The 25,435-nt window shown below is 69.6% G+C and carries 19 protein-coding genes and 1 pseudogene; 15 read left to right on the plus strand and 5 right to left on the minus strand.

The features are described 5' to 3' along the window. The first annotated feature begins 53 nt into the window (after positions 1-53). The 6 genes from RMT89_RS18005 to RMT89_RS18030 all read left to right on the plus strand — a co-directional run bounded on the left by RMT89_RS18005 (position 54) and on the right by RMT89_RS18030 (position 6,598). Complete coding sequence (locus RMT89_RS18005; RefSeq protein ID WP_315884769.1) at positions 54-1,235, plus strand: DUF4190 domain-containing protein; 1,182 nt, start codon at positions 54-56, stop codon at positions 1,233-1,235. Between the two features lie 147 nt (positions 1,236-1,382). Then, positions 1,383-2,135 (plus strand): GntR family transcriptional regulator, encoded by a 753-nt coding sequence (locus tag RMT89_RS18010; protein ID WP_315884770.1) that lies wholly within the window; start codon positions 1,383-1,385, stop codon positions 2,133-2,135. Between the two features lie 325 nt (positions 2,136-2,460). Continuing rightward, a complete protein-coding gene (locus tag RMT89_RS18015; RefSeq protein ID WP_315884771.1) occupies positions 2,461-2,652 on the plus strand; it encodes an SPOR domain-containing protein in 192 nt (63 codons plus the stop codon). A 32-nt stretch (positions 2,653-2,684) separates the two neighbouring features. Beyond that, positions 2,685-3,089: a (deoxy)nucleoside triphosphate pyrophosphohydrolase gene (locus tag RMT89_RS18020; protein ID WP_315884772.1), complete on the plus strand. Its 405-nt coding sequence runs from the start codon at positions 2,685-2,687 to the stop codon at positions 3,087-3,089. 204 nt (positions 3,090-3,293) lie between these two features. After that, positions 3,294-3,698, plus strand: a complete 405-nt coding sequence (locus RMT89_RS18025) for an ATP-binding protein (RefSeq protein ID WP_399498357.1) — start codon at positions 3,294-3,296, stop codon at positions 3,696-3,698. A 260-nt stretch (positions 3,699-3,958) separates the two neighbouring features. Continuing rightward, entirely contained in the window at positions 3,959-6,598 is a 2,640-nt protein-coding gene (locus RMT89_RS18030) for a SpoIIE family protein phosphatase (RefSeq protein WP_315884773.1), read from the plus strand. A gap of 3 nt (positions 6,599-6,601) precedes the next feature. Here RMT89_RS18030 and RMT89_RS18035 read toward each other — a convergent pair whose 3' ends face one another. Continuing rightward, positions 6,602-8,011, minus strand: a complete 1,410-nt coding sequence (locus tag RMT89_RS18035) for a hypothetical protein (RefSeq protein WP_315884774.1) — start codon at positions 8,009-8,011, stop codon at positions 6,602-6,604. Positions 8,012-8,243: 232 nt separating this feature from the next. On the opposite strand from RMT89_RS18035, the pseudogene RMT89_RS18040 reads away from it, so the two are divergent. Together RMT89_RS18040 and RMT89_RS18045 are read left to right on the plus strand one after the other, a co-directional pair. Then, positions 8,244-8,880: pseudogene (locus RMT89_RS18040) on the plus strand (hypothetical protein); the annotation flags it as partial. 119 nt (positions 8,881-8,999) lie between these two features. Beyond that, complete coding sequence (locus RMT89_RS18045) at positions 9,000-9,920, plus strand: class I SAM-dependent methyltransferase (protein WP_315884775.1); 921 nt, start codon at positions 9,000-9,002, stop codon at positions 9,918-9,920. 3 nt (positions 9,921-9,923) lie between these two features. Here RMT89_RS18045 and RMT89_RS18050 read toward each other — a convergent pair whose 3' ends face one another. From RMT89_RS18050 to RMT89_RS18065, 4 genes are read right to left on the minus strand one after another with little or no spacing between them, the layout of a single operon-like run. Continuing rightward, positions 9,924-10,691, minus strand: coding sequence for a succinate dehydrogenase/fumarate reductase iron-sulfur subunit (locus tag RMT89_RS18050; RefSeq protein ID WP_315884776.1), 768 nt, complete (start codon positions 10,689-10,691; stop codon positions 9,924-9,926). Then, positions 10,688-12,616: a fumarate reductase/succinate dehydrogenase flavoprotein subunit gene (locus tag RMT89_RS18055; RefSeq protein ID WP_315884777.1), complete on the minus strand. Its 1,929-nt coding sequence runs from the start codon at positions 12,614-12,616 to the stop codon at positions 10,688-10,690. Before RMT89_RS18055 ends, RMT89_RS18050 begins: the two co-directional genes overlap by 4 nt. Continuing rightward, on the minus strand, positions 12,616-13,437 hold the full coding sequence (locus tag RMT89_RS18060) for a hypothetical protein (protein WP_315884778.1): 822 nt from the start codon (positions 13,435-13,437) through the stop codon (positions 12,616-12,618). The genes RMT89_RS18055 and RMT89_RS18060 overlap by 1 nt, the downstream gene beginning before the upstream one ends. Before the next feature lie 24 nt (positions 13,438-13,461). After that, a complete protein-coding gene (locus tag RMT89_RS18065; RefSeq protein WP_315884779.1) occupies positions 13,462-13,752 on the minus strand; it encodes a hypothetical protein in 291 nt (96 codons plus the stop codon). Positions 13,753-14,039: 287 nt separating this feature from the next. Here RMT89_RS18065 and RMT89_RS18070 point away from each other — a divergent pair, with 287 nt between their 5' ends. From RMT89_RS18070 to RMT89_RS18100, 7 genes are all read left to right on the plus strand, one after another. Beyond that, positions 14,040-16,349 (plus strand): ABC transporter family substrate-binding protein, encoded by a 2,310-nt coding sequence (locus tag RMT89_RS18070; protein WP_399498360.1) that lies wholly within the window; start codon positions 14,040-14,042, stop codon positions 16,347-16,349. Between the two features lie 192 nt (positions 16,350-16,541). Beyond that, the gene (gene typA / locus RMT89_RS18075) at positions 16,542-18,449 is read left to right on the plus strand and encodes a translational GTPase TypA (protein ID WP_315884780.1); all 1,908 of its coding nucleotides are present in this window, start codon (positions 16,542-16,544) and stop codon (positions 18,447-18,449) included. A 650-nt stretch (positions 18,450-19,099) separates the two neighbouring features. Then, on the plus strand, positions 19,100-20,134 hold the full coding sequence (locus RMT89_RS18080; protein ID WP_315884781.1) for an ABC transporter permease: 1,035 nt from the start codon (positions 19,100-19,102) through the stop codon (positions 20,132-20,134). A gap of 111 nt (positions 20,135-20,245) precedes the next feature. Then, positions 20,246-22,054: an ABC transporter substrate-binding protein gene (locus RMT89_RS18085; protein WP_315884782.1), complete on the plus strand. Its 1,809-nt coding sequence runs from the start codon at positions 20,246-20,248 to the stop codon at positions 22,052-22,054. Between the two features lie 90 nt (positions 22,055-22,144). Further along, on the plus strand, positions 22,145-23,125 hold the full coding sequence (locus tag RMT89_RS18090) for an ABC transporter permease (RefSeq protein ID WP_315884783.1): 981 nt from the start codon (positions 22,145-22,147) through the stop codon (positions 23,123-23,125). 20 nt (positions 23,126-23,145) lie between these two features. Beyond that, positions 23,146-24,207 (plus strand): ABC transporter ATP-binding protein, encoded by a 1,062-nt coding sequence (locus tag RMT89_RS18095; RefSeq protein ID WP_315884784.1) that lies wholly within the window; start codon positions 23,146-23,148, stop codon positions 24,205-24,207. A 19-nt stretch (positions 24,208-24,226) separates the two neighbouring features. Beyond that, positions 24,227-25,348 carry a dipeptide ABC transporter ATP-binding protein gene (locus RMT89_RS18100; RefSeq protein WP_315884785.1) on the plus strand — a complete coding sequence of 374 codons (1,122 nt, stop codon included), beginning with the start codon at positions 24,227-24,229 and terminating at the stop codon, positions 25,346-25,348. Positions 25,349-25,435: the final 87 nt, after the last annotated feature.

The raw sequence follows: 25,435 nt of genomic DNA on the forward strand, positions 1-25,435 counted from the left end.
CGCCAGTTCTGCCTCGTCCCGGCCTCGCCGTCCGAAACAGGAGCACGGTACTCGTGTCGATACCCCCGCCCCACGGGCCCCACCAGCAGGAGCCTCCGGGGCCCCAGGGACCGTACGCACAAGGCCAGTTCCCTCCGCCGGGCCCGTACGCGCCCTACCCGTACCACCCTTACGGCCCTTACGGCCGCCCCGCGTCCGTGAACGGCCTCGCCATCGCCGCGCTCGTCCTCGGCATCCTCTGCTTCCTGCCGGCCGTGGGTCTGGTCCTCGGTCTGGTGGCCCTCGCGCAGATCAAGAAGAAGGGCGAGCGGGGGAAGGGGATGGCGATCGCCGGTTCCGTGCTGTCCTCCGTCGGGCTCGCGCTGTGGACGGTGACGCTGTCCACCGGCTTCGCCTCCGACGTCTGGGAGAGCGTCAAGGACGCGGCGAGCGCGGACGGCACCGCCTACGCCCTCGCCGAGGGCGACTGCTTCAACTCCCCGTCCGACTCCCTGGAGGGCGCCACCTACGACGTGACGGAGGTGCCCTGCGCCGGGCGGCACGACGGCGAGGTGTTCGCGGTGGTCACCCTGCCCGGCGGACGGTTCCCCGGCGACGACTCGGTGACCCGGACCGCCGAGGACAAGTGCTACACCCTGGAAGCCCAGTACGCCATGGACCCCTGGGCCGTGCCGGAGGCCGTGGACGTCTACTACCTCGTCCCGTCCAGTCAGAGCTGGCGCTTCGGCGACCGCGAGATCACCTGCCTGTTCGGCAGCACCGACACCAAGGCCCCCCTCACCGGCTCGCTCCGCAACGACGAGACCACCCTCGACGCCGACCAGCTGGCCTTCCTGAAGGCGATGAGCGCCGTCGACGACGTGCTCTACGAGGAGCCCGAGGACTACCCCGAGGACGACCTGCCGGCCAACCAGGACTGGGCGAAGGACGTCGAGGGCGTGCTCGGCGAGCAGATCGAGGCGCTGGAGGCGCACGGCTGGCAGAGCGGCGCCGAGGAGTCCGTCGCCGGCCTGGTCGCGGACATGCGGGACGCCCGCAGGGCGTGGGAGAAGGCGGCCGCCTCCGACGACGTGGACACGTTCTACGAGCACTACGACACCGGCTACGAGTACGTCGACGGCCCCACGACCGTCACCGCGCGCAAGGCTCTGGGTCTGGCCACCGCCGTGCCGACCTACGACGGCGAGTACGACACCGGGAGCGAGAGCCCGGGCCGCGGGGAACTCGATGTGTGATCGCGGCTATAGCGGGGAGAAAGTGCCTGCGTAAAGCCTTCCGCGGGCACAAGTCATCACATCGAGTGATTCTCTGGCCTTTGCTTGCATGGCACAACCCACGGTTGCCACGCTGTTGCTGTCTGTACAACCTGATGGGAGCGGCCAGTGACATTCGGTGAGCAGCCGGCGTACCTGCGTGTCGCGGGTGATCTCCGCAAGAAGATCGTCGACGGTTCGCTGCCACCGCACACCCGCCTCCCGTCCCAGGCACGGATCCGCGAGGAGTACGGCGTCTCGGACACCGTCGCTCTGGAGGCGCGCAAGGTGCTGATGGCGGAGGGCCTGGTCGAGGGCCGCTCCGGCTCCGGGACGTATGTGCGCGAGCGGCCGGTGCCCCGCCGGATCGCCCGCTCCGGGTTCCGCCCGACCGGTGGGGCCACGCCCTTCCGGCAGGAGCAGGCCGACGGCGAGGCGCGCGGTACCTGGGAGTCCAGCAGCGAGCAGGCGGAGGCGAGCGGGGCGGTCGCCGAGCGGCTCGCCATCAAACCCGGCGACCGGGTCATGTGCACCAGATACCTCTTCCGTGAGGCCGGCGAGGTGATGATGCTCTCCACCTCCTGGGAGCCCCTCGTGGTCACCGGCCGCACCCCCGTGATGCTCCCCGAGGAGGGCCCGCTCGGCGGCATGGGTGTCGTCGAGCGGATGCGCGCCATCGACGTCATCGTCGACAACGTCACCGAGGAGGTCGGCGCCCGCCCCGGCCTCGCCGAGGAACTGCACGCCCTGGGCGGCGTCCCCGGCCATGTCGTCCTCGTCATCCAGCGCACCTACTACGCCTCCGGCCGCCCCGTGGAGACCGCGGACGTGGTCATCCCCGCCGACCGCTACCGGGTCGCCTACCACCTCCCCGTGAAGTAGCGCACAACTCCGGGGCGGTTGCCCCCGGCACCGGATCAACCGGAGCCCCTTCGGCAGGGGTTGGAATCTGGTCGTTCTCGCAGGTCGTCACCGATGTGCCCGGCATGCCGCTGACTTGATGCGTCGGCGCGTGTCGACGGCGCGTTCGATGACGTGCGCCCCCTGCGTCCTGGCCGGTTGCGTACCTCTTTGTGAAAAGCCGTATTCGCTGCGTAAAGGTTAGGCGTAGGCTCGGGCATATGCGGATTGCGGTTTCCTCGGCGGGCGGGGCACGGCACAGGCCGCGGGCGGGACGGCCTTGGGCGGGAAGGAGCGGTGGGGCGCGATGAACGACAGCACGATCACTCTTCCCTGGCTCGTCATACGGCAGGACGACAACGGCAATCGCTACCGCGTGGGCCGGTACGCGACCCGGGCCGAGGCCCAGAAGATCGCGGACAGCCTCGACTCCCGCGGGCACAGGCAGCTCTACTGGGTCGAGAGGATCGGCCAGAACGGCGCCGAGACCGCCAACTGAGCCGACCCCAGGGGTCCCGTAGGCTCCGGCGCATGACGGAACCGATCGTGGTGGTGGGGGCCGCCCTCCTGAACGACGGCCGCCTCCTCGCCGCCCGCCGCAGCGCACCCCCCGAACTGGCCGGACGCTGGGAACTCCCCGGCGGCAAGGTCGAACCGGGCGAGACCCCCGAAGCGGCCCTGGTCCGCGAACTGCGCGAGGAACTGGGCGTGGAGACGGAAGCGGTGGAGCGGGTACCGGGGGAGTGGCCCCTGCGTGAGCCGTATGTGCTGCAGGTCTGGACGGCCCGCCTCCTCTCGGATTCCCCGGCCCCGAAGCCCCTTCAGGACCACGACGAGCTGCGCTGGCTGACGCCCGCAGAACTGTGGGACGTGGAGTGGCTGGACCAGGATGTCCCGGCGGTACAGAAGATCGAACGGCGCCGGAGGCTTCCCTAGGGGGCGGGACTGTGTCGATATGCGGCTCCGCCGCGTGGGCGCGATTCAACCACAACGCACCCGCCCGGCAACACCAGCCCCCGAGCTATTGGGCGCCCCTGATACGCCGTTCGCGCCACAGTGCGCCCACCGCAGCGATACACCCCTACAAATACCGGGTATGTCCCCATTAACCCCGCGAAATAGGACACCGCTGCCTGGGAAGTGATCGGTGTGATCGACACCGAAGGCGACTGCGTCGAGTGGACCTTCTCCGCCGAACCGGGCGCCGTCCGTGCCGCCCGTGCCGCCGTCCGCGGCCGACTGCACGACTGGGACCTGGACAGCCTCGCCGACATAGCTGCCCTCCTGGTCAGCGAGCTCGTCACCAATGCCCTGCGGCACGCCACCGGCCCCATCGGCGTCCGCCTGGTCCGCCCCTCCCACCTCAGCGGGGTCCTGCTGGTCGAGGTCTCCGACCCGATCCCCGACTTCCCGCGCGAGCGGATCGCCGCCCCCGAGGACGAGAGCGGCCGCGGCCTCCAGCTGGTCGCCCACACCTCACGCCGCTGGGGCACCCGCCCCGGGGGTGCCGGCAAAACGGTGTGGTTCGAACTCGCGGTGCCCTGAAACCCGTACCGGATGCTGTACGGCTGCCCCCGCCCTGTAGAGCGACTGGTTCAGGCCACTGGCAGTTGTCGGAGTCCGTGATTCGACAGCGTGTTGGCTGGTTAGAAGACTGGAAGTGTTTCCGCGGTCCGGTCCAAAAACGATCGGGAACGTGCTGTGATCGTGAACACCGTGTTGTGCGGCGCCGTAGTGCTGGATACTGCGGGCAGCCGCCTCCGGTGACCGGTGCCGGACGCGGTGAGCTGGAGGGGACGGTTCGCGTGAGCGAGATACCAGCGAAGGCCACGGAGTCCGAGGACCCGTCGGAGGGCGCGAGGACGGGGGCCGCGGCTGCCGCCGGGGCCGCCGCGGTCGACGTGGCGCGTGCCGCCGGCGATGTGCCGCCCGCCGACGCCATGTGGCAGAGCAGTCCGCCCGGCTCCATGTACGACTACATCCGGGTCGCGTCCTTCTCCATCGGCCCCGACGGTCTCGTCGACCAGTGGAGCCTGCGCGCCGAGCAGCTCTTCGGCATCCCCGCCCAGCGCGCCGTCGGCATGGACCCCATCGCGGCGTTCATCGACCCCGACCGGCGCGAGCTGGGCCACCGCAAGATGGCGGAGATCCTCGACGGCCGGGAGTGGACCGGTGTCGTCCCCTTCCGCAAGCCCGACGAGGAGACCGGCGGGCGCGGGGAGGAGGCCCTCGCCGAGGTCTACGTCATGCCGACGCGGACCGAGGAGGGCGAGAAGGCGGCCGTCTGCATCGTCGTCGATGTGCGGACCTTGCGCAGAATCGAGACCGACCTCGCCGCCTCGCAGGCGATTTTCGGCCAATCTCCTTTCGGCTTCCTGCTGATCGACACCGACCTGCGGGTACGCCGTGCGAACCATCGGTTCGCCTCGCTGTTCGGCGGCACCCCGGACGACCATCGCGGCAAGGGCGTCCACGACTATCTGCCGAGGCCGGAGGCGGAGCGGGTCACCGCCACCCTGCGCCGGGTCCTGGAGACCGGCGAGTCCATCACGGACATGCACGTCACCGGCTTTCTGCCCGGCTCCGACGACCGCCGCCACTGGTCCATCAACCTCTACCGGGTGCACAGCGGCTCCGGCCGCCCCATCGGCATCGCCTGGCTCGGCACCGACATCACGGCCCGCCGCGCCGCCGCCCGCGAGGCCGCCGCCGCACGGCGCAATCTCGCCCTTCTGAACGAGGCCGGCGCCCGGATCGGGAACTCCCTCGACCTGGAGACCACGGCCCGCGAACTGCTCGACGTCGTCGTCCCCGGCTTCTGCGACCTGGCCACGGTCGACCTCTACCAGGGCCTGCTGGCCGGCGACGAGACCCCGCCCGGGCTCGCCGACGGCAGCGCGGAACTGCGCCGGGTGGCCTTCGCCAGCGCTGTCTCCGACGCGCCCTTCGTCGGCGGCGGCGCGGCGGTCGCGGTCGGCGCGGTCCACCACTACCCGTTCAACTCCCCGTGCGCGGACGCCCTGCGCACCGCACGGCCGCGGTCCGTGCCCGCCGAGGAGGGCGGCCTCGTCCAGTCCACGCTGGCCGTGCCGATGGTCGCCCACGACACGGTCGTAGGCCTCGCGCAGTTCTCCCGGACGAAGGGCAGTGAGCCGTTCGGGGACCGGGACCGGGATCTGGCGGTGGAACTGGCGGCGCGGGCGGCGGTGTGCATCGACAACGCCCGCCTCTACCGCAGGGAGCACGAGCGGGCGCTGATACTGCAACGGTCCCTGCTGCCCCCGGGCGACCCGGTCGCCTCGGGGCTGGACATCGCCTGCCGCTATCTGCCGGGCAACTCCTCCTCGGACCGGCCGAGCGAGGTGGGCGGCGACTGGTTCGACGTGATCGAACTGCCAGGCCACCGTACGGCGTTGGTGGTCGGCGACGTGATGGGCCGCGGTCTGCGCGCGGCCGTGGCGATGGGCGAACTCCGTTCCGCCGTACGCACCTTGGCCCTGCTGGACCTGGAACCGGCGGAAGTGCTGAGCGCGTTGGACGAGATCGCGCGGGGCCTCGGCGCGCCCGGCGGTGTCCAGCAGGCGACCCGTGCCGCCCGCCGCCCCCGCGAGGCGGACCTGTCCGAGGTGTATCTGGCGACCTGTGTGTACGCGGTCTACGACTCGGTGACCCGCCGCTGCACCTTCGCCAACGCGGGCCATCTGCCGCCCGTCCTGGTCGAGCCGGGCGAGGACGCGCTGATGCTGGACGTACCGCCGGGCATGCCGCTCGGGGTGGGCGGGGAGCCCTTCGAGGAGGTGGAGGTCGAACTGCCCGAAGGCGCCCTGTTGGCGCTCTACACGGATGGACTGGTCGAAAGCCGCGATCACCCCCTGGACGAGGGCCTGCAGGCCTTCGTAGGAGCACTCACGGACCCCACCCGCCCCCTGGAGGACGTCTGCGACCACGTCCTCAACACCCTCGACACCCACCACGGCGAGGACGACATCGCGCTGCTCATGGCCCGCGTCCAGGGCCTGCCCACCGACTCCGTCGGCGACTGGACGCTGCCGCGCGAACCGCGCAGCGTGGGCCGCGCCCGTGAGTACGCCCGCGGCCAGCTGCTGACCTGGGACCTGGAGCCGCTGGTCGACACGGCGGAGCTCCTGGTCAGCGAGCTGGTGACGAACGCCCTGCGCTACGGCGAGGGCGACATCCGCCTCCGCCTCCTCCTCGACCGCACTCTGGTCTGCGAGGTCTGGGACGCCGGCCTCGTCCAGCCCCGCCGCCGCAGGGCCCGCGACACCGACGAGGGCGGCCGGGGCCTCCAGCTGGTGGGCCTGCTGAGCGCGGCCTGGGGCTCCCGCCGCACGCCACGCGGCAAGACGGTGTGGTTCGAACTCCCGCTCCCGGACGGCGAGACGGGCCTCACGGACCCGGCGGAGGCCTTGCTGAGCCTGTTCTGACGGTCACTGCCGTCGGGTGCGGGTCCGTGGGCCGCCGAAGCTCGCCGCCGTCGCGGCGAGCGGGCGGCCGTGCGTGCGTGCGTCCTGCTCCGCCAGGTCCCGTGCCCGGCGCGCGAGGGCGTCCGCGGTGAGCAGGTCGGTGAGGCCGGGCCTGGCGGCGAGCAGCCGTTCGGCCTCGGCGAGCCGGGTACGGGGTGCGCTGCCGACCGCGCCCCGGTGCGTGGTGATGTGGTCGTGCGCCGCGCCGGTGGAGCTGCGGGCCATGAGCGCCGCGGCCGCCGACAGCACCCCGGCCCGCCCGTCGGCGACAGGCAGGACCCCCCGCACGATCCGCCGCAACGCCTCCATCGGGTCGTACGGCCCCCCGGTCACCTCTTCTCGTACGTCGGCCAGGACGCGGTCGGCGTGGCTGATCCGGACGTCGGCCTGGCCCCCGGGCGAGCCCGCGGCCCGCTCCCGCGCCCCGGCGATCTCGGCCTCCCCGCCGGTCAGCGCGGCGGATACCAGTCCCGCGGCGGACGCGAGCTCCTCCGCCAGCCGTTCGACGCTGTCGACGAACACGGCGGCCTGGGCGACGGCCCCCTCCGCGGTGCGCAGATTGCGGATGGCCCGTTCCGTCTCGCCGAGGTCGGCGCCCTGCCGGGCCTCGTTGAGCCGGGAGGTGGCGAACACCAGCCGGTCCTTGGCCTGTTCGACGTAGCCGGACACATCGGCGACGGCCGCGGGACCGTACCGCTTGCCGAGGTCGGTGAGCGTGGCGTCCGCGCTGCCCGTACGGGCGGTCAGTTCCCGGAACCGGGCCTCGGCGACCTCCAACGCCCCGCCCACATCCCCCTCAAGCCCCCGCAGCTGATCGAACCCGGCCGCCTCCGCGTCCAGCCGCCGCCCCGCCTCCTCGCACCGCCCGACGATCCCCGCGAGCGCCTGCTGCCGCCGGGTGTCGTCGTCCGGAACCCCGTCGTCGAAGCGCTGCCGCATACGGAACGCGGAGGCGAGCTCGCCCTCGGCGTCCCGGAGGGCCTGCGCGAAGGGCGCGACGGCCTCGGCCCCCGCCCGGGCCTCGGCGAAGGAGAGCTCCTCCCGACTGGTCCGCACCCAGTCGTCGGCGTCGACGAGGAGCCCCCGCGCCCGTGCGTCCAGCTCACCGAGCGGCGGCCGCCCCTGTGCCGGGAGGGGCTCACCGCCGGGGGTGGTCCGAGTCCGCAGCCGCCGGGTCCGCCGCACATACCCGTACCCGGCGACCGCGACGGCGGCCACGGCCGCGACGAGCGGCAGCACGAGATCACCGGGCGAGGACTCGGGCTCCTGCTGGGCGGAGGCGCCCGCGACGGGCCGCTCCGAACCGCCCGCAACCGGAGCGTCCACCCCCGACGTCATCCCCGGCAACACCAGCCACGCCAAGGCGACCAACACACCCACCACGGTATGCGCGACCAGCACGGATATGTGCCCGGCGGCCCGCCGAGGCCGGCCTCGGATCAAGGATGACGTCACATTTCGGAGCGTATGAGCAGCAATGCCTCAGCGCGACCGGGATGACCCGTGGTGGAGCGCAGAACGCGAGACAAGGGGACGGGAATGAACCAGGAGACGCAGGAGCAGACCGAGGGCCCCGACAGTCCCCCTGAGTCCGCGGCGGCATCCACTCGCCAGCGAGAGCCCGGACGGCCTGGACCTGGAGAACCCGGCCGCCCGCGCAGCCGTCGTCACCTCAACCCGCCAGATCCTCGACACCGGATTCGACGGCGCCCACTTCGACCTGGAATCCTCCACTCGGGCGACAAGGACTACCTCACCCTCCTCGACGCCCTGCACCGCGAAACCAAAGCCCGCGACGTCCCCCTCTCGGTCGCCCCCCACCAGATGGACCCGCTCCCCGCCCCGCACTCGGTCGCCGGATTCCTCACCGGTCACCCCAAGTGGTGGTCGCAGAAGTTCTTCGGCGAGGTCGCGAGAAAGGTCGACCAGATCGCCGTCATGTCGTACGACACCACCTCGCCGCTGGAGAGCCTGTACGGCGGCTACGTCGCCCAGCAGACCTCCCTCGCCCGGAGGTCACCCCGCCCACCACCGACCTGCTGATGGGCCTGCCCTTCTTCCACGAGAGCGACATCGGCCACCACGAGTCCGCCGAGACGGTCTCCGCCGCCGTACGGGGTACCCGCCTCGGCCTGTCCCGCACCGCCCCGGACCGGGAGCGCTTCGGCGTCGCCCTGTACGTGGACTTCGCGGCCGAGGGCGACCGGACCGCGTACCGGAAGGGATGGGCACCGAACATGTAACCGCTTCGTCGGGCAGACGTCATGTGTGCTTTGCCGGATTGCGTGGTTCTGTTTGTTGTGAATGGCCTGTGCACGACCTACGGTCCACATCTCCCATTTCCAGTGAAGGCCAAACAACCATGCGAGCCTTAATCACCAGCAAAGCCGCCCGACGCGCCCTGCGCCCGCTCGTGCAGCTGATCGACCAGCGCATCGAACGAGAGGTCCGCCGTCATGTCGAGGTCGCCTCGAAGGACGCGCTCCAGAAGGAACTGCGCACGCTGCGCAACCGCCAGCGCCCGCTGGAGCTCTTCTTCGACGGCACCGGCCGCGGCGCGTCCCGGCTGCCCTCGGCGCCCCATCTCAATCGCACCATCACGGAGTTGGAGCAGGCCACCGGCGCCGACCGGCAGGCCTGCGAGCGCAATGTCGCCCAGGCCTTCCGGCTGCTCATCGCGATGGAGGCGCTGGGCGTCGGACGGATCGCCGGCGGCACGATGAACATCGTCGGCAAGCTCTCCGCCGTACCGCTGCTCGACCCGCCGACCGACGAGGTCCTCGAAATCGGCACCCTGTACGGGATGTTCAGCGCCGCCCTGATCCGGATGATGGAGCGCGCGGGGCGGGTGCCGAGCCTGACCATCGTCGACCCGCTCGCCGGGACCCAGCTCCAGCCCGGCGCCACCATGGGCAGCGACGCCTCCGGCACCCCGGTCAACCTGGCCGCCGTGCGCACCAATCTGAGCCTCGCCGGGGCGGCCGGTGCCGCCGCCCGCATCCAGCCGGGCTTCTCCGAGGACCCCGAGGTCAGGGCGCTGGTCGCCGACCGGCCCTACGGTGTGGTCATCGTCGACGGCGACCACTCCGCCGCCGGTGTCGCCGCGGACCTGGAGTGGGCGGAGGAGATCGTCGCGCCGGGCGGGATCGTCGTACTCGACGATTTCGGGCACCCCAAGTGGCCCGGGATCAAGGAGGCGTTCGAGAAGCACATGACCACGGACACCCGGTTCAAGTTCCTCGGCCAGGTGGCCCACTCGGGGTATCTGCGGGCGCGGTCCTGAGCTCTAGGACCGTCTGCGGATCTTGTTCCCCAGCCACACCAGCGGGTCGTACTTGCGGTCCACGGCCCGCTCCTTCAGCGGGATCAGCGCATTGTCCGTGATCTTGATGCCCTCGGGGCAGACCTCCGTACAGCACTTGGTGATATTGCAGTAGCCGAGACCGTGTTCGTCCTGGGCGGTGCTCTTGCGGTCCAGGCCGGACTCGGCGGCCGCGTCCAGCGGGTGCATGTCCAGCTCCGCCACCCGCATCAGGAAGCGCGGCCCGGCGAACGCCTGCTTGTTCTCCTCGTGGTCGCGGACCACATGGCAGGTGTCCTGGCACAGGAAGCACTCGATGCACTTGCGGAACTCCTGCGAGCGGTCCACGTCCTCCTGCATCATCCGGTACTCGCCGGGACCGATCCCCGCGGGCGGCACGAAGGCCGGGACCTCGCGCGCCTTGGTGTAGTTGAAGCCGACGTCCGTGACGAGATCCCGGACGACCGGGAAGGCGCGCAGCGGAGTGACGGTGATCGTCTCCTCGCGCTCGAACACCGACATCCGCGTCATGCACATCAGCCGCGGCCGGCCGTTGATCTCCGCCGAGCACGAACCGCACTTGCCCGCCTTGCAGTTCCAGCGGACGGCGAGATCAGGGGCCTGGGTGGCCTGGAGCCGGTGGATGATGTCCAGGACCACCTCGCCGTCGTTCACCTCGATCTTGAAGTCCTCCAGGCCGCCGCCCCCGATGTCACCCCGCCACACCTTGAAGCGGGCCTCGTAGCTGCTCACTCGTAGAGCTCCTCTTCGGCGAGGTACTTGACCAGCTCCTCCTTGTCGAAGAGGGCGAGCAGGTCCGGGCGGATGGGATCGGTGGTCTCACGGGTGAGGTGGATCTGGCCGCGCTCCGGGTCGGTCGCGGCCAGGCCGCCGGTGGGGTCGGCCGGCCGGCACAGCAGGTTGATGTTGCGCCAGGTGCGCTCCATCGTCGGATGGTCCTCGCGGGTGTGGCCGCCGCGCGACTCGGTGCGCTCCAGCGCGGCCCGCGCCACGCACTCGCTGACCAGCAGCATGTTCCTGAGGTCGAGCGCGAGGTGCCAGCCGGGGTTGAACTGGCGGTGCCCCTCCACCCCGGCCCGCCGGGCCCGTACCCGCAGCTCGGCCAGCTTCTTCAGGGCGTGCGCCATCTCGCCCTCGCGGCGGATGATGCCGACGAGGTCGTTCATGGTCTGCTGGAGTTCCTGATGGAGGGCGTACGGATTCTCCGGCGCGGCCTCGTCGGGGCTCTCCGCGGAGAAGGGGCGCAGCGCCTCTGCCGCCGCGGTGTCGACCTGGACGTCGTCCACCTCGGGGCGTTCGAAGGCGAGGGCCGCCGCGTACTCGGCCGCGTGCCAGCCCGCCCGGCGCCCGAACACCAGCAGGTCGGACAGCGAGTTGCCGCCGAGCCGGTTGGAGCCGTGCATGCCGCCCGCGACCTCACCGGCCGCGAAGAGCCCCGGCACCCCGCGCGCGGCCGCCGTGTCGGACTCGACCGCGATACCGCCCATCACGTAGTGACAGGTCGGCCCGACCTCCATCGCCTCCGCCGTGATGTCCACGTCCGCCAGCTCCTTGAACTGGTGGTACATGGACGGCAGCCGGCGTTTGATCACTTCGGCGGGCATCCGCGTCGACACGTCCAGGAAGACCCCGCCGTGCGGGGAGCCGCGGCCCGCCTTCACCTCGGAGTTGATCGCCCGGGCCACCTCGTCGCGGGGGAGCAGCTCGGGAGGACGCCGGTTGTTGTCCGGGTCCTCGTACCAGCGGTCGCCCTCCTCCTCGGACTCGGCGTACTTCTCCTTGAAGACGTCGGGGACGTAGTCGAACATGAACCGCTTGCCCTCGGAGTTCTTGAGCACCCCGCCGTCGCCGCGCACCGACTCGGTGACGAGGATGCCCTTCACCGACGGCGGCCAGACCATGCCGGTCGGGTGGAACTGCACGAACTCCATGTTCAGCAGGGGCGCGCCCGCGAGCAGTGCCAGCGCGTGGCCGTCGCCGGTGTACTCCCACGAGTTCGACGTCACCTTGAAGGACTTGCCGATGCCACCGGTGGCGATCACCACGGCGGGGGCTTCCAGGACGAAGAAACGGCCGGTCTCACGGTCGTAGGCGAAGACACCGGAGACCCGGTTGCCGTCCTTCAGGACCCGCGTGACCGTGCACTCCTGGAAGACCTTCAGGCGGGACTCGTAGTCGCCGGTCTCCTTGAAGTCCTGCTGCTGCAGGGACACGATCTTCTGCTGCAGGGTGCGGATCAGTTCCAGGCCCGTGCGGTCGCCGACATGGGCCAGGCGCGGGTACTCGTGGCCGCCGAAGTTGCGCTGGGAGATCCGGCCGTCCTTCGTCCGGTCGAACAGGGCGCCCCAGGTCTCCAGCTCCCACACCCGGTCCGGGGCTTCCTGCGCGTGCAGTTCGGCCATCCGCCACTGGTTGAGGAACTTGCCGCCGCGCATGGTGTCGCGGAAGTGGACCTGCCAGTTGTCGTGCTCGTTGGCATTGGCCATCGCGGCGGCGATCCCGCCCTCGGCCATCACGGTGTGCGCCTTGCCGAACAGCGACTTGCAGATCACCGCCGTACGGGCGCCCCGCTCGCGCGCCTCGACGGCCGCGCGCAGGCCCGCACCGCCCGCGCCGACGACGACGACATCCCACTCCTGCCGGTCCACCACGGACATCAGAACAACCTCGGATCGTCGAAAGCACCGGACGCGACGAGATAGACGTAGAAGTCGGCGAGCGCCACGCTCACCAACGACGACCAGGCGAGCAGCATGTGCCGGGCGTTCAGCTTTCCGACCCACTGCCACATCCGGTAGCGCACGGGGTGCTTGGAGAAATGCTTGAGCTTGCCGCCGACGATGTGTCGGCAGGAGTGGCAGGAGATCGTGTACGCCCAGATCAGCACGATGTTGACGAGGAACACCAGGGTGCCGAGGCCCATGTGGCCCCACTCGTAGTGCTCGTCGCGGAAGGCGAGCACGGTGTCGTACGTCAGGATTCCGGCGACCGGGATCGCGGCGTAGAAGAAGTACCGGTGGATGTTCTGCAGGATCAGCGGGAAACGGGTCTCACCGGTGTACTTCTGGTGCGGCTCGGCCACCGCGCAGGCCGGCGGGGACGCCCAGAAGCCCCGGTAGTAGGCCTTGCGGTAGTAGTAGCAGGTCAGCCGGAAGCCGAGCGGGAAGATCAGGATGATGACGGCGGGGGAGATGCCCCACCAGCTGCCGAAGATCTCCCAGTTGGGGCCGCTCCGCATCGGCTCGCAGTTCTCCGCGAGACAGGGGGAGTAGAACGGCGAGACATACGGCGCCGCGTAGTAGTCGGCGTTGGCGAACGCGCGCCAGGTCGAGTAGACGATGAACGCCAGCAGACCGGCCGCGGTGGCGGCGGGCGCCAGCCACCAGCGGTCGGTCCGCAGATGCGGGGCGGTGATCGCGGCGCGCGTACCGGTTCGTACACCGCCGCTGTTCAGATGGGGTTCCGTACCAGTGGCCAAGGTTTGACTCCGGTCGGTTCGGGTTCAGGGGGCTCGTCGGTCCCGGGCGCCTAGACCCTCGTCGTCCGTGTCGATCCACAGAGAGTCGTCGTACGGGGTGTCGGGGATGGTGACGAGATCGGGGCGCTTCTGCGCGGCGGGGGCGGAGGCCGCCGCGCGCAGCAGGGCCACGCTCTCGCGCAGGTGATCGCAGTCGGTGCGGACGCGGCGGATGTCCAGACCGCCGCTGCCGAGCTGCTGTTCCAGACGGCTCACGGACCTGTTCAGGTCGTCGAGGCACCGCTGGACTGATGTCAGGTCGTCGTGCACGGACATGACGTGACCTCGCTTCCGTCGGCCGTGCGGCCGTGGGTGGCAACGTTCATGCGCCTGCGAGTGTTGCGCGTCACACCTGTCGCTGTGAAGGGACGTGCACCGATTGGCCGAGGCGCATCGGCGCATCCCGTGGTGCGTTGCGCCGCACGGGTGGGGTTCCCGGCGTGGCTCGCCGTGTCGCCGCCCGTTGCCGAACCCTTTCCTCTTCAGTGGCCGCATAGATGTGATCAGCTCCATATACCGCCAAAAGTGATCATAACGCCCCGCGGCTCCCGGAGGTAGCAGAGATGTCCCACGACGGCGTCGGACAGAGGGCACGGCGAAGTGAGCCGCGGCTCGGTAGCGCCCCAAAGGGGCGCGGGTCTGTTATCGATGTGCGGCAACCGCCGCGTGAGCGTGATCAGCCACGACGCGCCGGCAGACCACCGACGTCCCAGCCCGGGCTTTCCCGCGGAGCGCTGCGCTCGGTCGTCTTCCTCAGCGTCGGAGCGCTCGCGCTGGCCGGCTGTTCCTCCGAGGACCCCGCGGGCAAGCCGCTCGCCGAGCAGGACATCGCCCCTGCCGACCGCTCCCTGGTCGCTGACGGCGGCACGCTGCGCTGGGCCGTGGACGCCGTGCCGGAGACCCTGAACACCTTCCAGGCCGACGCCGACGCCACCACCACCCGGGTTGCCCAGGCCGTCCTGCCGTCCATGTTCCGTCTCGACGCGAGCGGGCGGCCGGAGAGCAACCCCGACTACCTGGAGTCCGCGAAGGTCGTCGAGACCGAGCCCAAGCAGGTCGTGCTGTACAAGCTGAACCAGCAGGCCGTCTGGAGCGACGGCCGCGAGATCGGCGCCGCCGACTTCGCCGCCCAGTGGCGGGCGCTGTCCGGCAAGGACTCCGCGTACTGGACCGCGCGCAACGCCGGCTACGACCGCATCGAGCGGATCGAGCGCGGGGCGAACGACCTGGAGGTCAAGGTCACCTTCGCGCGGCCGTACGCCGACTGGCGCTCGCTGTTCTCGCCGCTGTACCCGAAGGACGTCATGGGCACCCCGGACTCCTTCAACGACGGTGCCCGGCGCAAGCTCAAGGTCACCGCCGGGCCCTTCGCCGTGAAGCAGGTCGACCGCAAGGACGACGAGATCACCCTCGCCCGCAATCCGCGCTGGTGGGGCAGTCCGGCCAAGCTGAACGAGATCGTGCTGCGCGCGGTGCCCCGCGACAAGCGGGCCCAGGCGCTGGCCGCCGGGACGCTCGACCTGGCCGAGGTCGACCCCGAGACGGTCCGCCGGATCGGGGCCGCCGCCCGCGCCGGCGGCAAGGGCGCGAGCGCCGCGCGCCAGGGGGCGACGCCCTTGTACGGCCCCGGCAGCGAGGCGACCGCCGCCGAGGCCCTGCGCTCCTGGGCGGTGGCCAAAGGCTCCGACGAGGAGGCGGCCGAGGAGGAGATCAGCGCACGCAAGAAGCAGCGCAAGGCGATCACCAAGTACGACCGTCAGCAGCTGGCCCTGCGGGGCTTCGAGGTCCGTCGCTCGCTGGAGCCCGCGTTCACCCAGCTCGCCCTGAACGGCGCCGACGGTCCGCTCGCCGACGAGCGCGTCCGCCGTGCGGTGGCCCGGGCGCTGGACCGCAAGGAGCTCGCCGGGGCCGTCCTGAAGCCGCTGGGGCTGCCCGCCGAGCCCGTCGGCAGCCACCTGGCGCTGGCCGGGCAGGCAGCCTACGCCGACAACAGCGGCGCGCTGGGCGGCCAGGACACCGCGGAGGCCCAGGCGCTGCTGGCGGACGCCGGGTGGGTGCCCGGTGGCCCGGTGAAGCAGAACAAGGCCGAGAAGGCGGCGGGGGCGGAAGGGAAGAAGGACGCCGACAAGAAGGGAGAGGGGGAGTCGGACGGCGGCGACGACGGCACGTACATCGTCGGCGACGACAAGGCGCCGGCGGAGGCGGACCGGGAGAAGAAGCGGCACGAGCTGAAGCCGGGCGGGGCGCCGGGCGCGTACGCCCCGAAGGGCACCGCCGCCCCGGCGGGCGCCCCGGAGAGGGCGCTGGCCAAGGACGGCAAGGCGCTGACGCTGCGCTTCGTGCTCCCCTCGGGACCCGGCTCGGAGAGCCTGCGCACGGTCGCGGAACGCATCCGGCGCATGCTGGACCGGGTGGGCATCCGCACCGAGCTGTCGAAGGTCGCGGACGAGAGCTACTTCAAGGACCACATCGCCTCCGGCGAGTACGACCTGGCCCTGTACTCCTGGCCCGCCTCCGCCTTCCCCGCCACCGACGCCCGCCCGATCTACGCGAAGCCGGTACCGGCCGCCGACGGCTCCCTGAACGTCGAGCAGAACTACACCCGGGTGGGCACCGACCAGGTGGACCAGCTCTTCGACCAAGCGGTCTCCACGCTGAACGAAGGCGAAACAAAGAGCCTCATCCGCAAGGCGGACTCCCGAATCTGGGCGGCGGCCGGCTCCATCCCGCTCTACCAGCGCCCCCAGCTGACGGCGGCGCGGAAGAACCTCGCGAACGTGGGCGCCTTCGGCTTCCAGACACCGTTCTACGAGGACATGGGCTTCCTGAAGAAGGGCGCCAGGCCCGCCGCGGGCCCGTCGAGGAAGCCGTAACCGCAGGCAGCCGTGCGGCTGGGGACACGGGCCCGGCACAGCCCTCCCCAGCTGCACCGAAACCTCCCGGCGCGCCCCTACGCCCGCGGCCCCGTACCATGGGGTGAGGCCGTGGCATGTCAAGCCCGGCAGGGCCCGCGTAACACAGATGTACGCGCAGGCCGTCCTCACACTCCGGGAGAACGCCGCAATATGGCCACGCGCCACGACATTCGCAACGTCGCCATCGTCGCCCACGTCGACCACGGCAAGACGACCATCGTCGATGCCATGCTCAAGCAGGCCGGCTCCTTCGCCGCGCACGCCGCCGAGTCCCTCGACGACCGCATGATGGACTCGAACGACCTGGAGCGTGAGAAGGGCATCACGATCCTGGCCAAGAACACGGCCGTGAAGTACCACCCGAAGGATGGCGGCGACGTCATCACCATCAACATCATCGACACCCCCGGCCACGCCGACTTCGGCGGTGAGGTCGAGCGCGGCCTGTCGATGGTGGACGCCGTCGTGCTGCTCGTGGACGCCTCCGAGGGCCCGCTGCCGCAGACCCGCTTCGTGCTCCGCAAGGCGCTCCAGCAGCGGCTGCCGGTCATCCTCTGCATCAACAAGACGGACCGTCCCGACTCCCGGATCGACGAGGTCGTCAACGAGACCTACGACCTCTTCCTCGACCTGGACGCCGACGAGGACCAGATCGAGTTCCCGATCGTCTACGCCTGCGGCCGTGACGGCATCGCCTCGCTGACCAAGCCGGAGGACGGCACCGTCCCCGCCGACTCCACCAGCCTGGAGCCGTTCTTCTCCACCATCCTGGAGCACGTCCCGGCCCCGACCTACGACGAGGCCGCCCCGCTGCAGGCCCACGTCACCAACCTGGACGCCGACAACTTCCTCGGCCGTATCGCGCTGCTCCGTGTCGAGCAGGGCGAGCTCAGGAAGGGCCAGACGGTCGCGTGGATCAAGCGTGACGGGACGATCAGCAACGTCCGCATCACCGAGCTGATGATGACCGAGGCGCTCACCCGCAAGCCCGCCGAGGTGGCAGGGCCCGGTGACATCTGCGCCGTCGCCGGTATCGCGGACATCATGATCGGCGAGACCCTCGCCGACCCCGAGAACCCCGTGGCGCTCCCGCTGATCACGGTCGACGAGCCGGCGATCTCCATGACCATCGGCACCAACACCTCCCCGCTGGTCGGCCGCGGCGGCACGGGCAAGGGCGCCGACGCGAAGGCGGCGGTGAAGGACCGCAAGGTCACCGCCCGCCAGGTCAAGGACCGCCTCGACCGCGAGCTGATCGGCAACGTCTCGCTGCGCGTCCTCGACACCGAGCGTCCCGACGCCTGGGAGGTCCAGGGCCGTGGTGAGCTCGCGCTCGCCATCCTGGTCGAGCAGATGCGCCGCGAGGGCTTCGAGCTGACCATCGGCAAGCCCCAGGTCGTCACCAAGGAGGTCGACGGCAAGACGTACGAGCCCGTCGAGCGCATGACGATCGACGTGCCCGAGGAGCACATGGGCGCGGTCACGCAGCTCATGGGTGTCCGCAAGGGCCGGATGGACAACATGTCCAACCACGGCTCCGGCTGGGTGCGCATGGAGTTCGTCGTGCCGTCCCGCGGTCTCATCGGGTTCCGGACCGAGTTCCTGACCCAGACCCGCGGTACGGGTATCGGACACTCCATCCACGAGGGCTTCGAGCCCTGGTTCGGCACGCTCCAGACCCGTAACAACGGCTCCCTGGTCGCCGACCGCGCCGGTGCCGTCACCGCGTTCGCGATGACGAACCTTCAGGAGCGCGGCGTGCTCTTCGTGGACCCGGGCACCGAGGTGTACGAGGGCATGATCGTCGGCGAGAACTCGCGCTCCGACGACATGGACGTCAACATCACCAAGGAGAAGAAGCTCACCAACATGCGGTCGTCCTCGGCCGACTCGTTCGAGGCGATCGTCCCGCCGCGCAAGCTCTCCCTGGAGCAGTCGCTGGAGTTCTGCCGCGACGACGAGTGCGTCGAGGTCACCCCGGAGGCGGTTCGTATCCGCAAGGTGAACCTGGACGCCCGCGAGCGCGCCCGCGCCGCGAGCCGCGCCAAGCACGGCTGACGCCCCTGCCGGCAACGGCACTTGAGCCCGGGTCCCCTCATGGTGAGGAGATCCGGGCTTTTTGCAACCCGTTTTCCGACCCCCGACTGTCCGAAATGCGGAGATCCTCGCCCGATAGCCATGTAACACGTCCGTTTCGCGCCCTTCTCGGGGCGAACACTTTGTCCAGATTTTGGAAGGTCTACGCGGCAGCTGTGACTGAATTGAGATTTAAAGACAGTGGTCGGTACTTGGCACATGGCAGATAGTTAGCCGCGTAGCGCTCGGGTCAATGGGTCTCGCGCTGTGGGGACAGCGCCGACTCACGAGCACCAGGGGGTGTCTGACCCTCCGTCAGGGGTGTCGGAGGAAAGACATGTACCCCCTCCTGTCGGTGAACGCGTTGAGTCACGAGGAGGAACCCATGTGCGGTGTCATGCGCACCAGGTGGGTCATGCCATCCGTTTTCGTCGATCCACGTTCCGCGCGGGGAAGTTGCCGCTGAGGCGACGGTCGGCGGGTTAGATCCGCCGTTCGCCTACGCGCGTCCGGCTGCGGTTTCCCGCACGCCTCGGGGTGCCCCGACGCTTCTTCATGATCCGATCCGCGACCACGCACACCCTGCGCCGGTCGTGGGTTCGGCACACCCACACCTGTGAAACGGACGAACTGTGACAAGTCCCATCGATATCGAGGGCGGCGGGAGTTCGGTCGTCGTCGACGGCGAACCAGAGCCGAAGACGAAGCCCGAGGACGAGCAGCTCATCGGCCGGTCTCCCGGCCAGCTGATGTGGATCCGCTTCAAGCGCGACCGCACCGGAGTGATCTCGGCGTACGTCGTCATCTTCTTCTTCGCGGTCGGACTGCTCGCCCCGCTGATCGCCAAGCTGTACGGCAAGACCCCGTACACGGTGTACGCCGACGAGCGCCCGGAACTTTTCGACAGCGCGGGTGTGCCGGTGCAGCCCAACGGCGGTATCAGCGGGGAGTTCTGGTTCGGCCTCGAACCGGGCAACGGCTACGACGTCTTCATCAAGCTGCTCTACGGCATCCGCAACTCCCTGGGCATCTCGCTCGCGGTGACCCTGGCCACCGTGATCACCGGCATCGTCCTCGGCGTCGCGGCCGGCTACCTCGGCGGCAAGACGGACTACGTGATCAGCCGGGTGATCGACTTCCTGCTGGCCATCCCCTCCCAGCTGTTCTTCATCGCGAGCATGCCGGTCGTGGTCTCCCTGTTCGTCAGCCCCCGGGACGAGACCCCGGTCTACGTCCGGGTCGTCGCGCTGATCTCGGTGATGTGGGTGCTCGGCTGGATGAGCCTCGCGCGCATCCTGCGCGGCACCGCACTGGCCCTGCGCGAACGGGAGTTCATCGAGGCCGCCAAGGTCAGCGGCGCGCCACCGGGCCGCATCATCCGCAAGGAGATCCTGCCCAACGTCGTCACGCCGATCCTGGTGCAGGCCACCTACATGCTGCCGAACTTCGTGACCGCCGAAGCCGGTCTGAGCTTCCTGGGCGTTGGTCTGGTCGAACCGACCCCGGACTGGGGCCAGATGTTCTCCAAGGCGGCGACCGAGCTCGTGATGCAGAACGACATCACCTACATGTTCTTCCCGGGCATCTCGATGATCATCTTCATCGTGGCCTTCAACCTGCTCGGGGACTCGGTCCGGGACGCCTTCGATCCCAAGACGGCCCGCTGACCGAAGCGTTGAGGGGCGTCCTCGCCCGACCTCCGGCCGACGACACACCGGCCGTCGCCGGACAGCACTTCATCGGCACTGGTGAACACAAAGATGGGTGGGAATTGAGTGATGGGTAAGGGTGGACGCCACGCGTACGCCGCGATCTCCCTGCTCGCGGCGGGAGCTCTTGTGCTCACCGGCTGCAGCGAGGGCGGCAGTAAAGGCGCCGGCAATGACAAGGAAGACAAGGAGAACGCCCAACGGCAGCAGGCGGGCATCGAGTTCGGCGACGCCAAGGCCTCGACCGGCCCCGCCCCCGAGGTCCCCGGCGCCAAGCCGGGCGGGTCGATCACCGTGCTCCAGCGCGACAGCTTCGCGCACCTCGACCCCGGCCAGATCTACGTCTCCGACGAGATGGCCCTGTCGCAGCTGATCCACAGAGGTCTCACCGGCTACAAGGCCACCAGCAACGACGGCAAGAAGCACGAGGTCGTCGGCGACCTGGCCACCGACTCCGGTACCACCACGGACGGCGGCAAGACCTGGAAGTTCACGCTGAAGGACGGGATCAAGTGGGCCGACGGCTCCGCGATCACCTCCACCGACGTACGCCACACCTTCGAGCGGCTCTTCGCGCCGTTCATCTCCAACGGCCCGACGTTCATCCAGCAGTGGCTCGCCGACACTCCGGGCGCGGAGTACCGCAACCTGCTCAAGGACGGTCCCTACAAGGGCAAGCACCTGCCGGACACCGTCCTGGAGACGCCGGACGACAAAACGATCCTCTTCAAGTTCAAGTCGGCCAAGCCGGACCTGCCCTACGCACTGGCCATGGCGGGCTACTCGATCGTCTCCCAGAAGAACGACACCAAGGAGAAGTACGACAAGGAGCCGATGACGGCCGGTCCGTACAAGATCCAGGAGTTCAAGTCCGGCAAGTCGATGACGCTGGTGAAGAACACCAACTGGGACGGGAAGACCGACCCGATCCGGCGTCAGTACGTCGACCAGTTCAACTTCCAGTTCAACAAGCAGTACGAGGACTCCACCAAGGCGATCCTCGACGACACCGGCACCAACGCGACCGCGGTCAGCTTCAGCAACCAGGTCGACGCGGGCAACCTGTCCAAGGTGCTCAACGACTCCGCGCTGGACTCCCGCCGGATCTCCGGCTACCAGCCGTACGTGGGCCAGATGAACGTGAACCTGTCCCAGAAGGCGATGCAGGACAAGACGGTCCGCGAGGCCATCGCCTACGCCCTGCCCGTCACGCCGTTCGTGCGTGCCTACGGTGGCACCGACGCGATGGAGGTCGCCGGCGGCCTGATCAGCCCGACCGTCACCGGCTACGACCCGAGCTTCGACCCCTTCGGCAAGAAGAAGAAGCCCGCCGGTGACCCGGCCAAGGCCAAGGCGCTGCTGGAGAAGGCCGGCAAGACGGGCCTGAAGCTGACCTTCGGCTACATCAACACCCCCGAGGGCCAGCAGTACTCCACCGCCATGGCGGCGGGCCTGGAGAAGGCCGGCTTCGACGTCCAGCGCCAGGAGATCCCGGCCGAGACGTACTACGACCAGGTCAGCAAGGTCGACAACAACTTCGACATCTACCACACCGCGTGGGGTGCCGACTGGCCGAGCGCCTCGACCGTCATCCCGCCGCTGTACGACGGCCGCCAGATCCAGGACGGCGCCTCGAACTACTCGCACATCAACGACCCGAAGGTCAACGCGGACATCGACAAGGCGTCCACCATCACCGACCCGGTGAAGGCCGCCGAGGCGTGGAACAAGATCAACGAGTACATCGTCAAGGACGTCGTCTCCAACATCCCGACGGCGTACTACAAGCAGACCCAGATCGCCGGATCCAAGATCGGTGGCCTGGTGTACGACGACGTCATCGGTGGCGTCGACCCGCGCCGGCTGTTCGTGAAGTAACCCCTTCCCGATCGCGGTGCCCGGTGCGCCCCGTCCCCTGACGGGGCGCACCGCGCCGCACGGCCTTCGAGTCCGAAAGCTGCCACTGAGATGCTGCGCTTCCTCTTCCGCCGGATCCTCGGCTCGATCGTGATCCTGATCCTGCTGACCGTCGTCGCCTTCCTGCTCTTCTTCGGCATGCCCCGTGACCCGGCGCTGCTGATGTGCGGCAAGACATGTACGCCCGAGGCACTGGACAACATCCATCGCACGCTCGGCATCGACAAGTCGATCCCCGAGCAGTTCTGGATCTTCATCCAAGGGATCGTCATGGGCCGCGACGACTTCTCCCAGGGGCCCTGCCCCGCCCCCTGTTTCGGCTACTCGTACCACACCAACGAGCCGGTCTGGTCGACGCTGCTGGACCGGCTGCCGCTGACCGTCTCGCTCGCGGTCGGCGCCACCGTGGTGTTCCTCTTCGTCGGGCTCGGCACCGGCATGCTCGCCGCCTGGCGGCGCGGGACACTGGTGGACAAGTCGTTCACGGCGGGCTCCATGGTGCTCAGCTCCATGCAGATCTACTTCCTGGGCCCGCTGGCCATGGCCATCCTGGTGTACCAGACCCATCTCTTCGACGAACCCCGCTACACGGAACTCACCAAGGATCCCGTCGCCTGGTTCACCGGGCTGATCATCCCGTGGGTCGTCCTGTCCACGATCTTCGCCGCCCAGTACACCCGTATGGCGCGCTCGTCGATGATCGAACAGCTCCAGGAGGAACACGTCCGCACCGCCCGCGCCAAGGGCATGAGCAGACGGTACGTCTTCTTCCGGTACGCCTGGCGAGGCTCCCTCATCCCGATCGTCACCATCCTCGGCATCGACCTCTCCTCGCTGCTGGGCGGAGCGATCATCACCGAGTACACCTTCGGACTGCCGGGACTCGGTCATCTCGCGGTGCAGTCGGTGCAGTTCAGCGATCTTCCGCTGCTGCTGGGCGTGATGCTCTTCGCCGCCGCCGTGATCCTGCTGTGCAACATCGTCGTCGACGCCGTGTACGCCGTGATCGACCCGCGCGTGCGGCTGTCCTAGCCGCCCTTAGGAGCACTTTCGTGACCACTTTGACCAAGGAGGCCGGGGCCCCCGTTCCGGCCGGCGCGGGCGCGTTCCTCTCGGTGCGGGACCTGCATGTCAGCTTCCGGACCGAGGACGGCATCGTCCGGGCCGTCGACGGGCTCTCCTTCGACCTCGAACGCGGCCGTACCCTCGGCATCGTCGGGGAGTCGGGCTCCGGGAAGTCCGTCACCAACCTGACCGTTCTCGGCCTGCACAACCCGATGTTCACCACCGTCGAGGGCGAGATCCTGCTGGAGGGTCAGGAGCTGACGACCGCCCGGGATTCGGAGCTGGAGAAGCTGCGCGGCAACAAGGTCGCGATGATCTTCCAGGACCCGCTGACCGCGCTCTCCCCGTACTACACGGTGGGCCGCCAGATCGCCGAGCCGTACATGAAGCACCGGGGAGCCTCCAAGAAGGAGGCCTGGGAGCGGACGGTGGAGATGCTCGGCAAGGTCGGCATCCCCAACCCCAAGGAGCGGGCGAAGGATTACCCGCACCAGTTCTCCGGCGGTATGCGCCAGCGCGCGATGATCGCCATGGCGCTGGTCTGCGACCCGGACCTGCTGATCGCCGACGAGCCGACGACCGCGCTGGACGTGACGGTCCAGGCGCAGATCCTGGATCTGCTGAAGGACCTCCAGCAGGAGTTCGGTTCGGCGATCATCTTCATCACGCACGACCTCGGGGTCATCGCCGACATGGCCGACGACATCATGGTGATGTACGCGGGCAGCGCGATCGAGCGCGGCTCGGCGCGCGAGGTGCTCAGGGCGCCGCAACACCCGTACACCTGGGGCCTGCTGAACTCCATGCCGCGGATCAACTCGGACATCGGCGCGCCGTTGGCGCCCATCCCGGGCTCCCCGCCGTCGCTGCTCAACCCGCCCCCGGGCTGCCGGTTCCATCCGCGCTGCACCTTCCCGGACCGGGTGGGCGGCAACCGCTGCGTGACCGAACGCCCGCTGCTGGGGCCGGACCGGGCCTCCGCCTGTCATCTGACGGCGGACCAGAAGCGGACCATCTTCATCGAAGAGATCAAGCCCCGGCTGGGCTAGGGCCACAGGAGGACACGTCATGACAGAGGACCTCGTCCTCCCCGCACCCCGGCAGGCCGCGACGGCCGGGGAGCCGCTGCTGCAGGTGGAGGGGCTGACCAAGCACTTCCCGGTCAAGGGCGGGTTCCCGATCCGCCGGACCGTCGGCCATGTGCAGGCCGTGGACGGCATCGACCTGACCGTGCACGTCGGCGAGAGCTTCGGCCTGGTGGGGGAGTCGGGCTGCGGCAAGTCGACAACGGGCCGGCTGATCACCCGGCTCCTGGAACCGACCGCCGGCTCGATCTCCTACCGCGGCCAGGACATCACCCACGCCAGCCGCAAGCAGCTCGCCCCGATCAGGTCCGAGATCCAGATGATCTTCCAGGACCCGTACTCGTCGCTCAACCCCCGGCAGACCGTCGGCAAGATCATCGCGGGTCCGATGGAGATCAACGGGATCGAGCCGGACGGCGGCCGCGAGAAGCGGGTCCGCGAACTCCTGGAGATCGTCGGCCTCAACCCCGAGCACTACAACCGCTTCCCGCACGAGTTCTCCGGCGGCCAGCGCCAACGGATCGGTGTGGCACGGGCGTTGGCCCTCCAGCCGAAGCTGATCGTGGCGGACGAGCCGGTCTCCGCGCTGGACGTCTCGATCCAGGCCCAGGTGGTCAACCTGCTCCAGAAGGTGCAGGACGAACTCGGCATCGCGTTCCTGTTCATCGCCCACGACCTCGCCGTCGTACGGCACTTCTCGCAACGCGTCGCGGTCATGTACCTCGGCAAGGTGATCGAGGTCGGCGACCGCGAGTCCATCTACACCCGCCCGCGCCACCCCTACACCCACGCCCTGCTCTCCGCGGTGCCCGAGGTGAACCTGGCGGACGAGGACGCGGCCCCGCGCGAGCGCATCCGCCTGGCCGGCGACGTACCGTCCCCGATCTCCCCGCCCTCCGGCTGCCGCTTCCGCACCCGCTGCTGGAAGGCGCAGGACAAGTGCGCGGCGGAGGAACCCCCGCTGATCCGCCTCTCCGGCAACCACGAGGGCCATCTGACGGCCTGCCACTTCCCGGAGGACCCGACGATCGAGGCACGGGCGGAGGACATCGTCCTCGACCCGGCACTGGCGGCGCTGGAGGAGTCACTGGAGGACAACGAGTAGAAGCGCAGGAAACGGAACAGGGCCCGTGCCGGGGAGGCACGGGCCCTCGTTCCCCTAGGAGCGGACGATCAGGGGCTCGGGTCAATG

The organism is Streptomyces sp. P17 (genome assembly GCF_032436805.1).
In the GTDB taxonomy this organism is placed as follows: Bacteria; Actinomycetota; Actinomycetes; order Streptomycetales; family Streptomycetaceae; genus Streptomyces.

Coding starts and splice junctions, on each gene's coding strand:
- RMT89_RS18090 (WP_315884783.1), top strand. CDS start 22,145: ATGCTGCGCTTCCTCTTCCGCCGGATCCTCGGCTCGATCGTGATCCTG.
- RMT89_RS18085 (WP_315884782.1), top strand. CDS start 20,246: ATGGGTAAGGGTGGACGCCACGCGTACGCCGCGATCTCCCTGCTCGCG.
- RMT89_RS18070 (WP_399498360.1), top strand. CDS start 14,040: ATGTCCCACGACGGCGTCGGACAGAGGGCACGGCGAAGTGAGCCGCGG.
- RMT89_RS18015 (WP_315884771.1), top strand. CDS start 2,461: ATGAACGACAGCACGATCACTCTTCCCTGGCTCGTCATACGGCAGGAC.
- RMT89_RS18100 (WP_315884785.1), top strand. CDS start 24,227: ATGACAGAGGACCTCGTCCTCCCCGCACCCCGGCAGGCCGCGACGGCC.
- RMT89_RS18065 (WP_315884779.1), bottom strand. CDS start 13,752: ATGTCCGTGCACGACGACCTGACATCAGTCCAGCGGTGCCTCGACGAC.
- typA (WP_315884780.1), top strand. CDS start 16,542: ATGGCCACGCGCCACGACATTCGCAACGTCGCCATCGTCGCCCACGTC.
- RMT89_RS18020 (WP_315884772.1), top strand. CDS start 2,685: ATGACGGAACCGATCGTGGTGGTGGGGGCCGCCCTCCTGAACGACGGC.
- RMT89_RS18045 (WP_315884775.1), top strand. CDS start 9,000: ATGCGAGCCTTAATCACCAGCAAAGCCGCCCGACGCGCCCTGCGCCCG.
- RMT89_RS18055 (WP_315884777.1), bottom strand. CDS start 12,616: ATGTCCGTGGTGGACCGGCAGGAGTGGGATGTCGTCGTCGTCGGCGCG.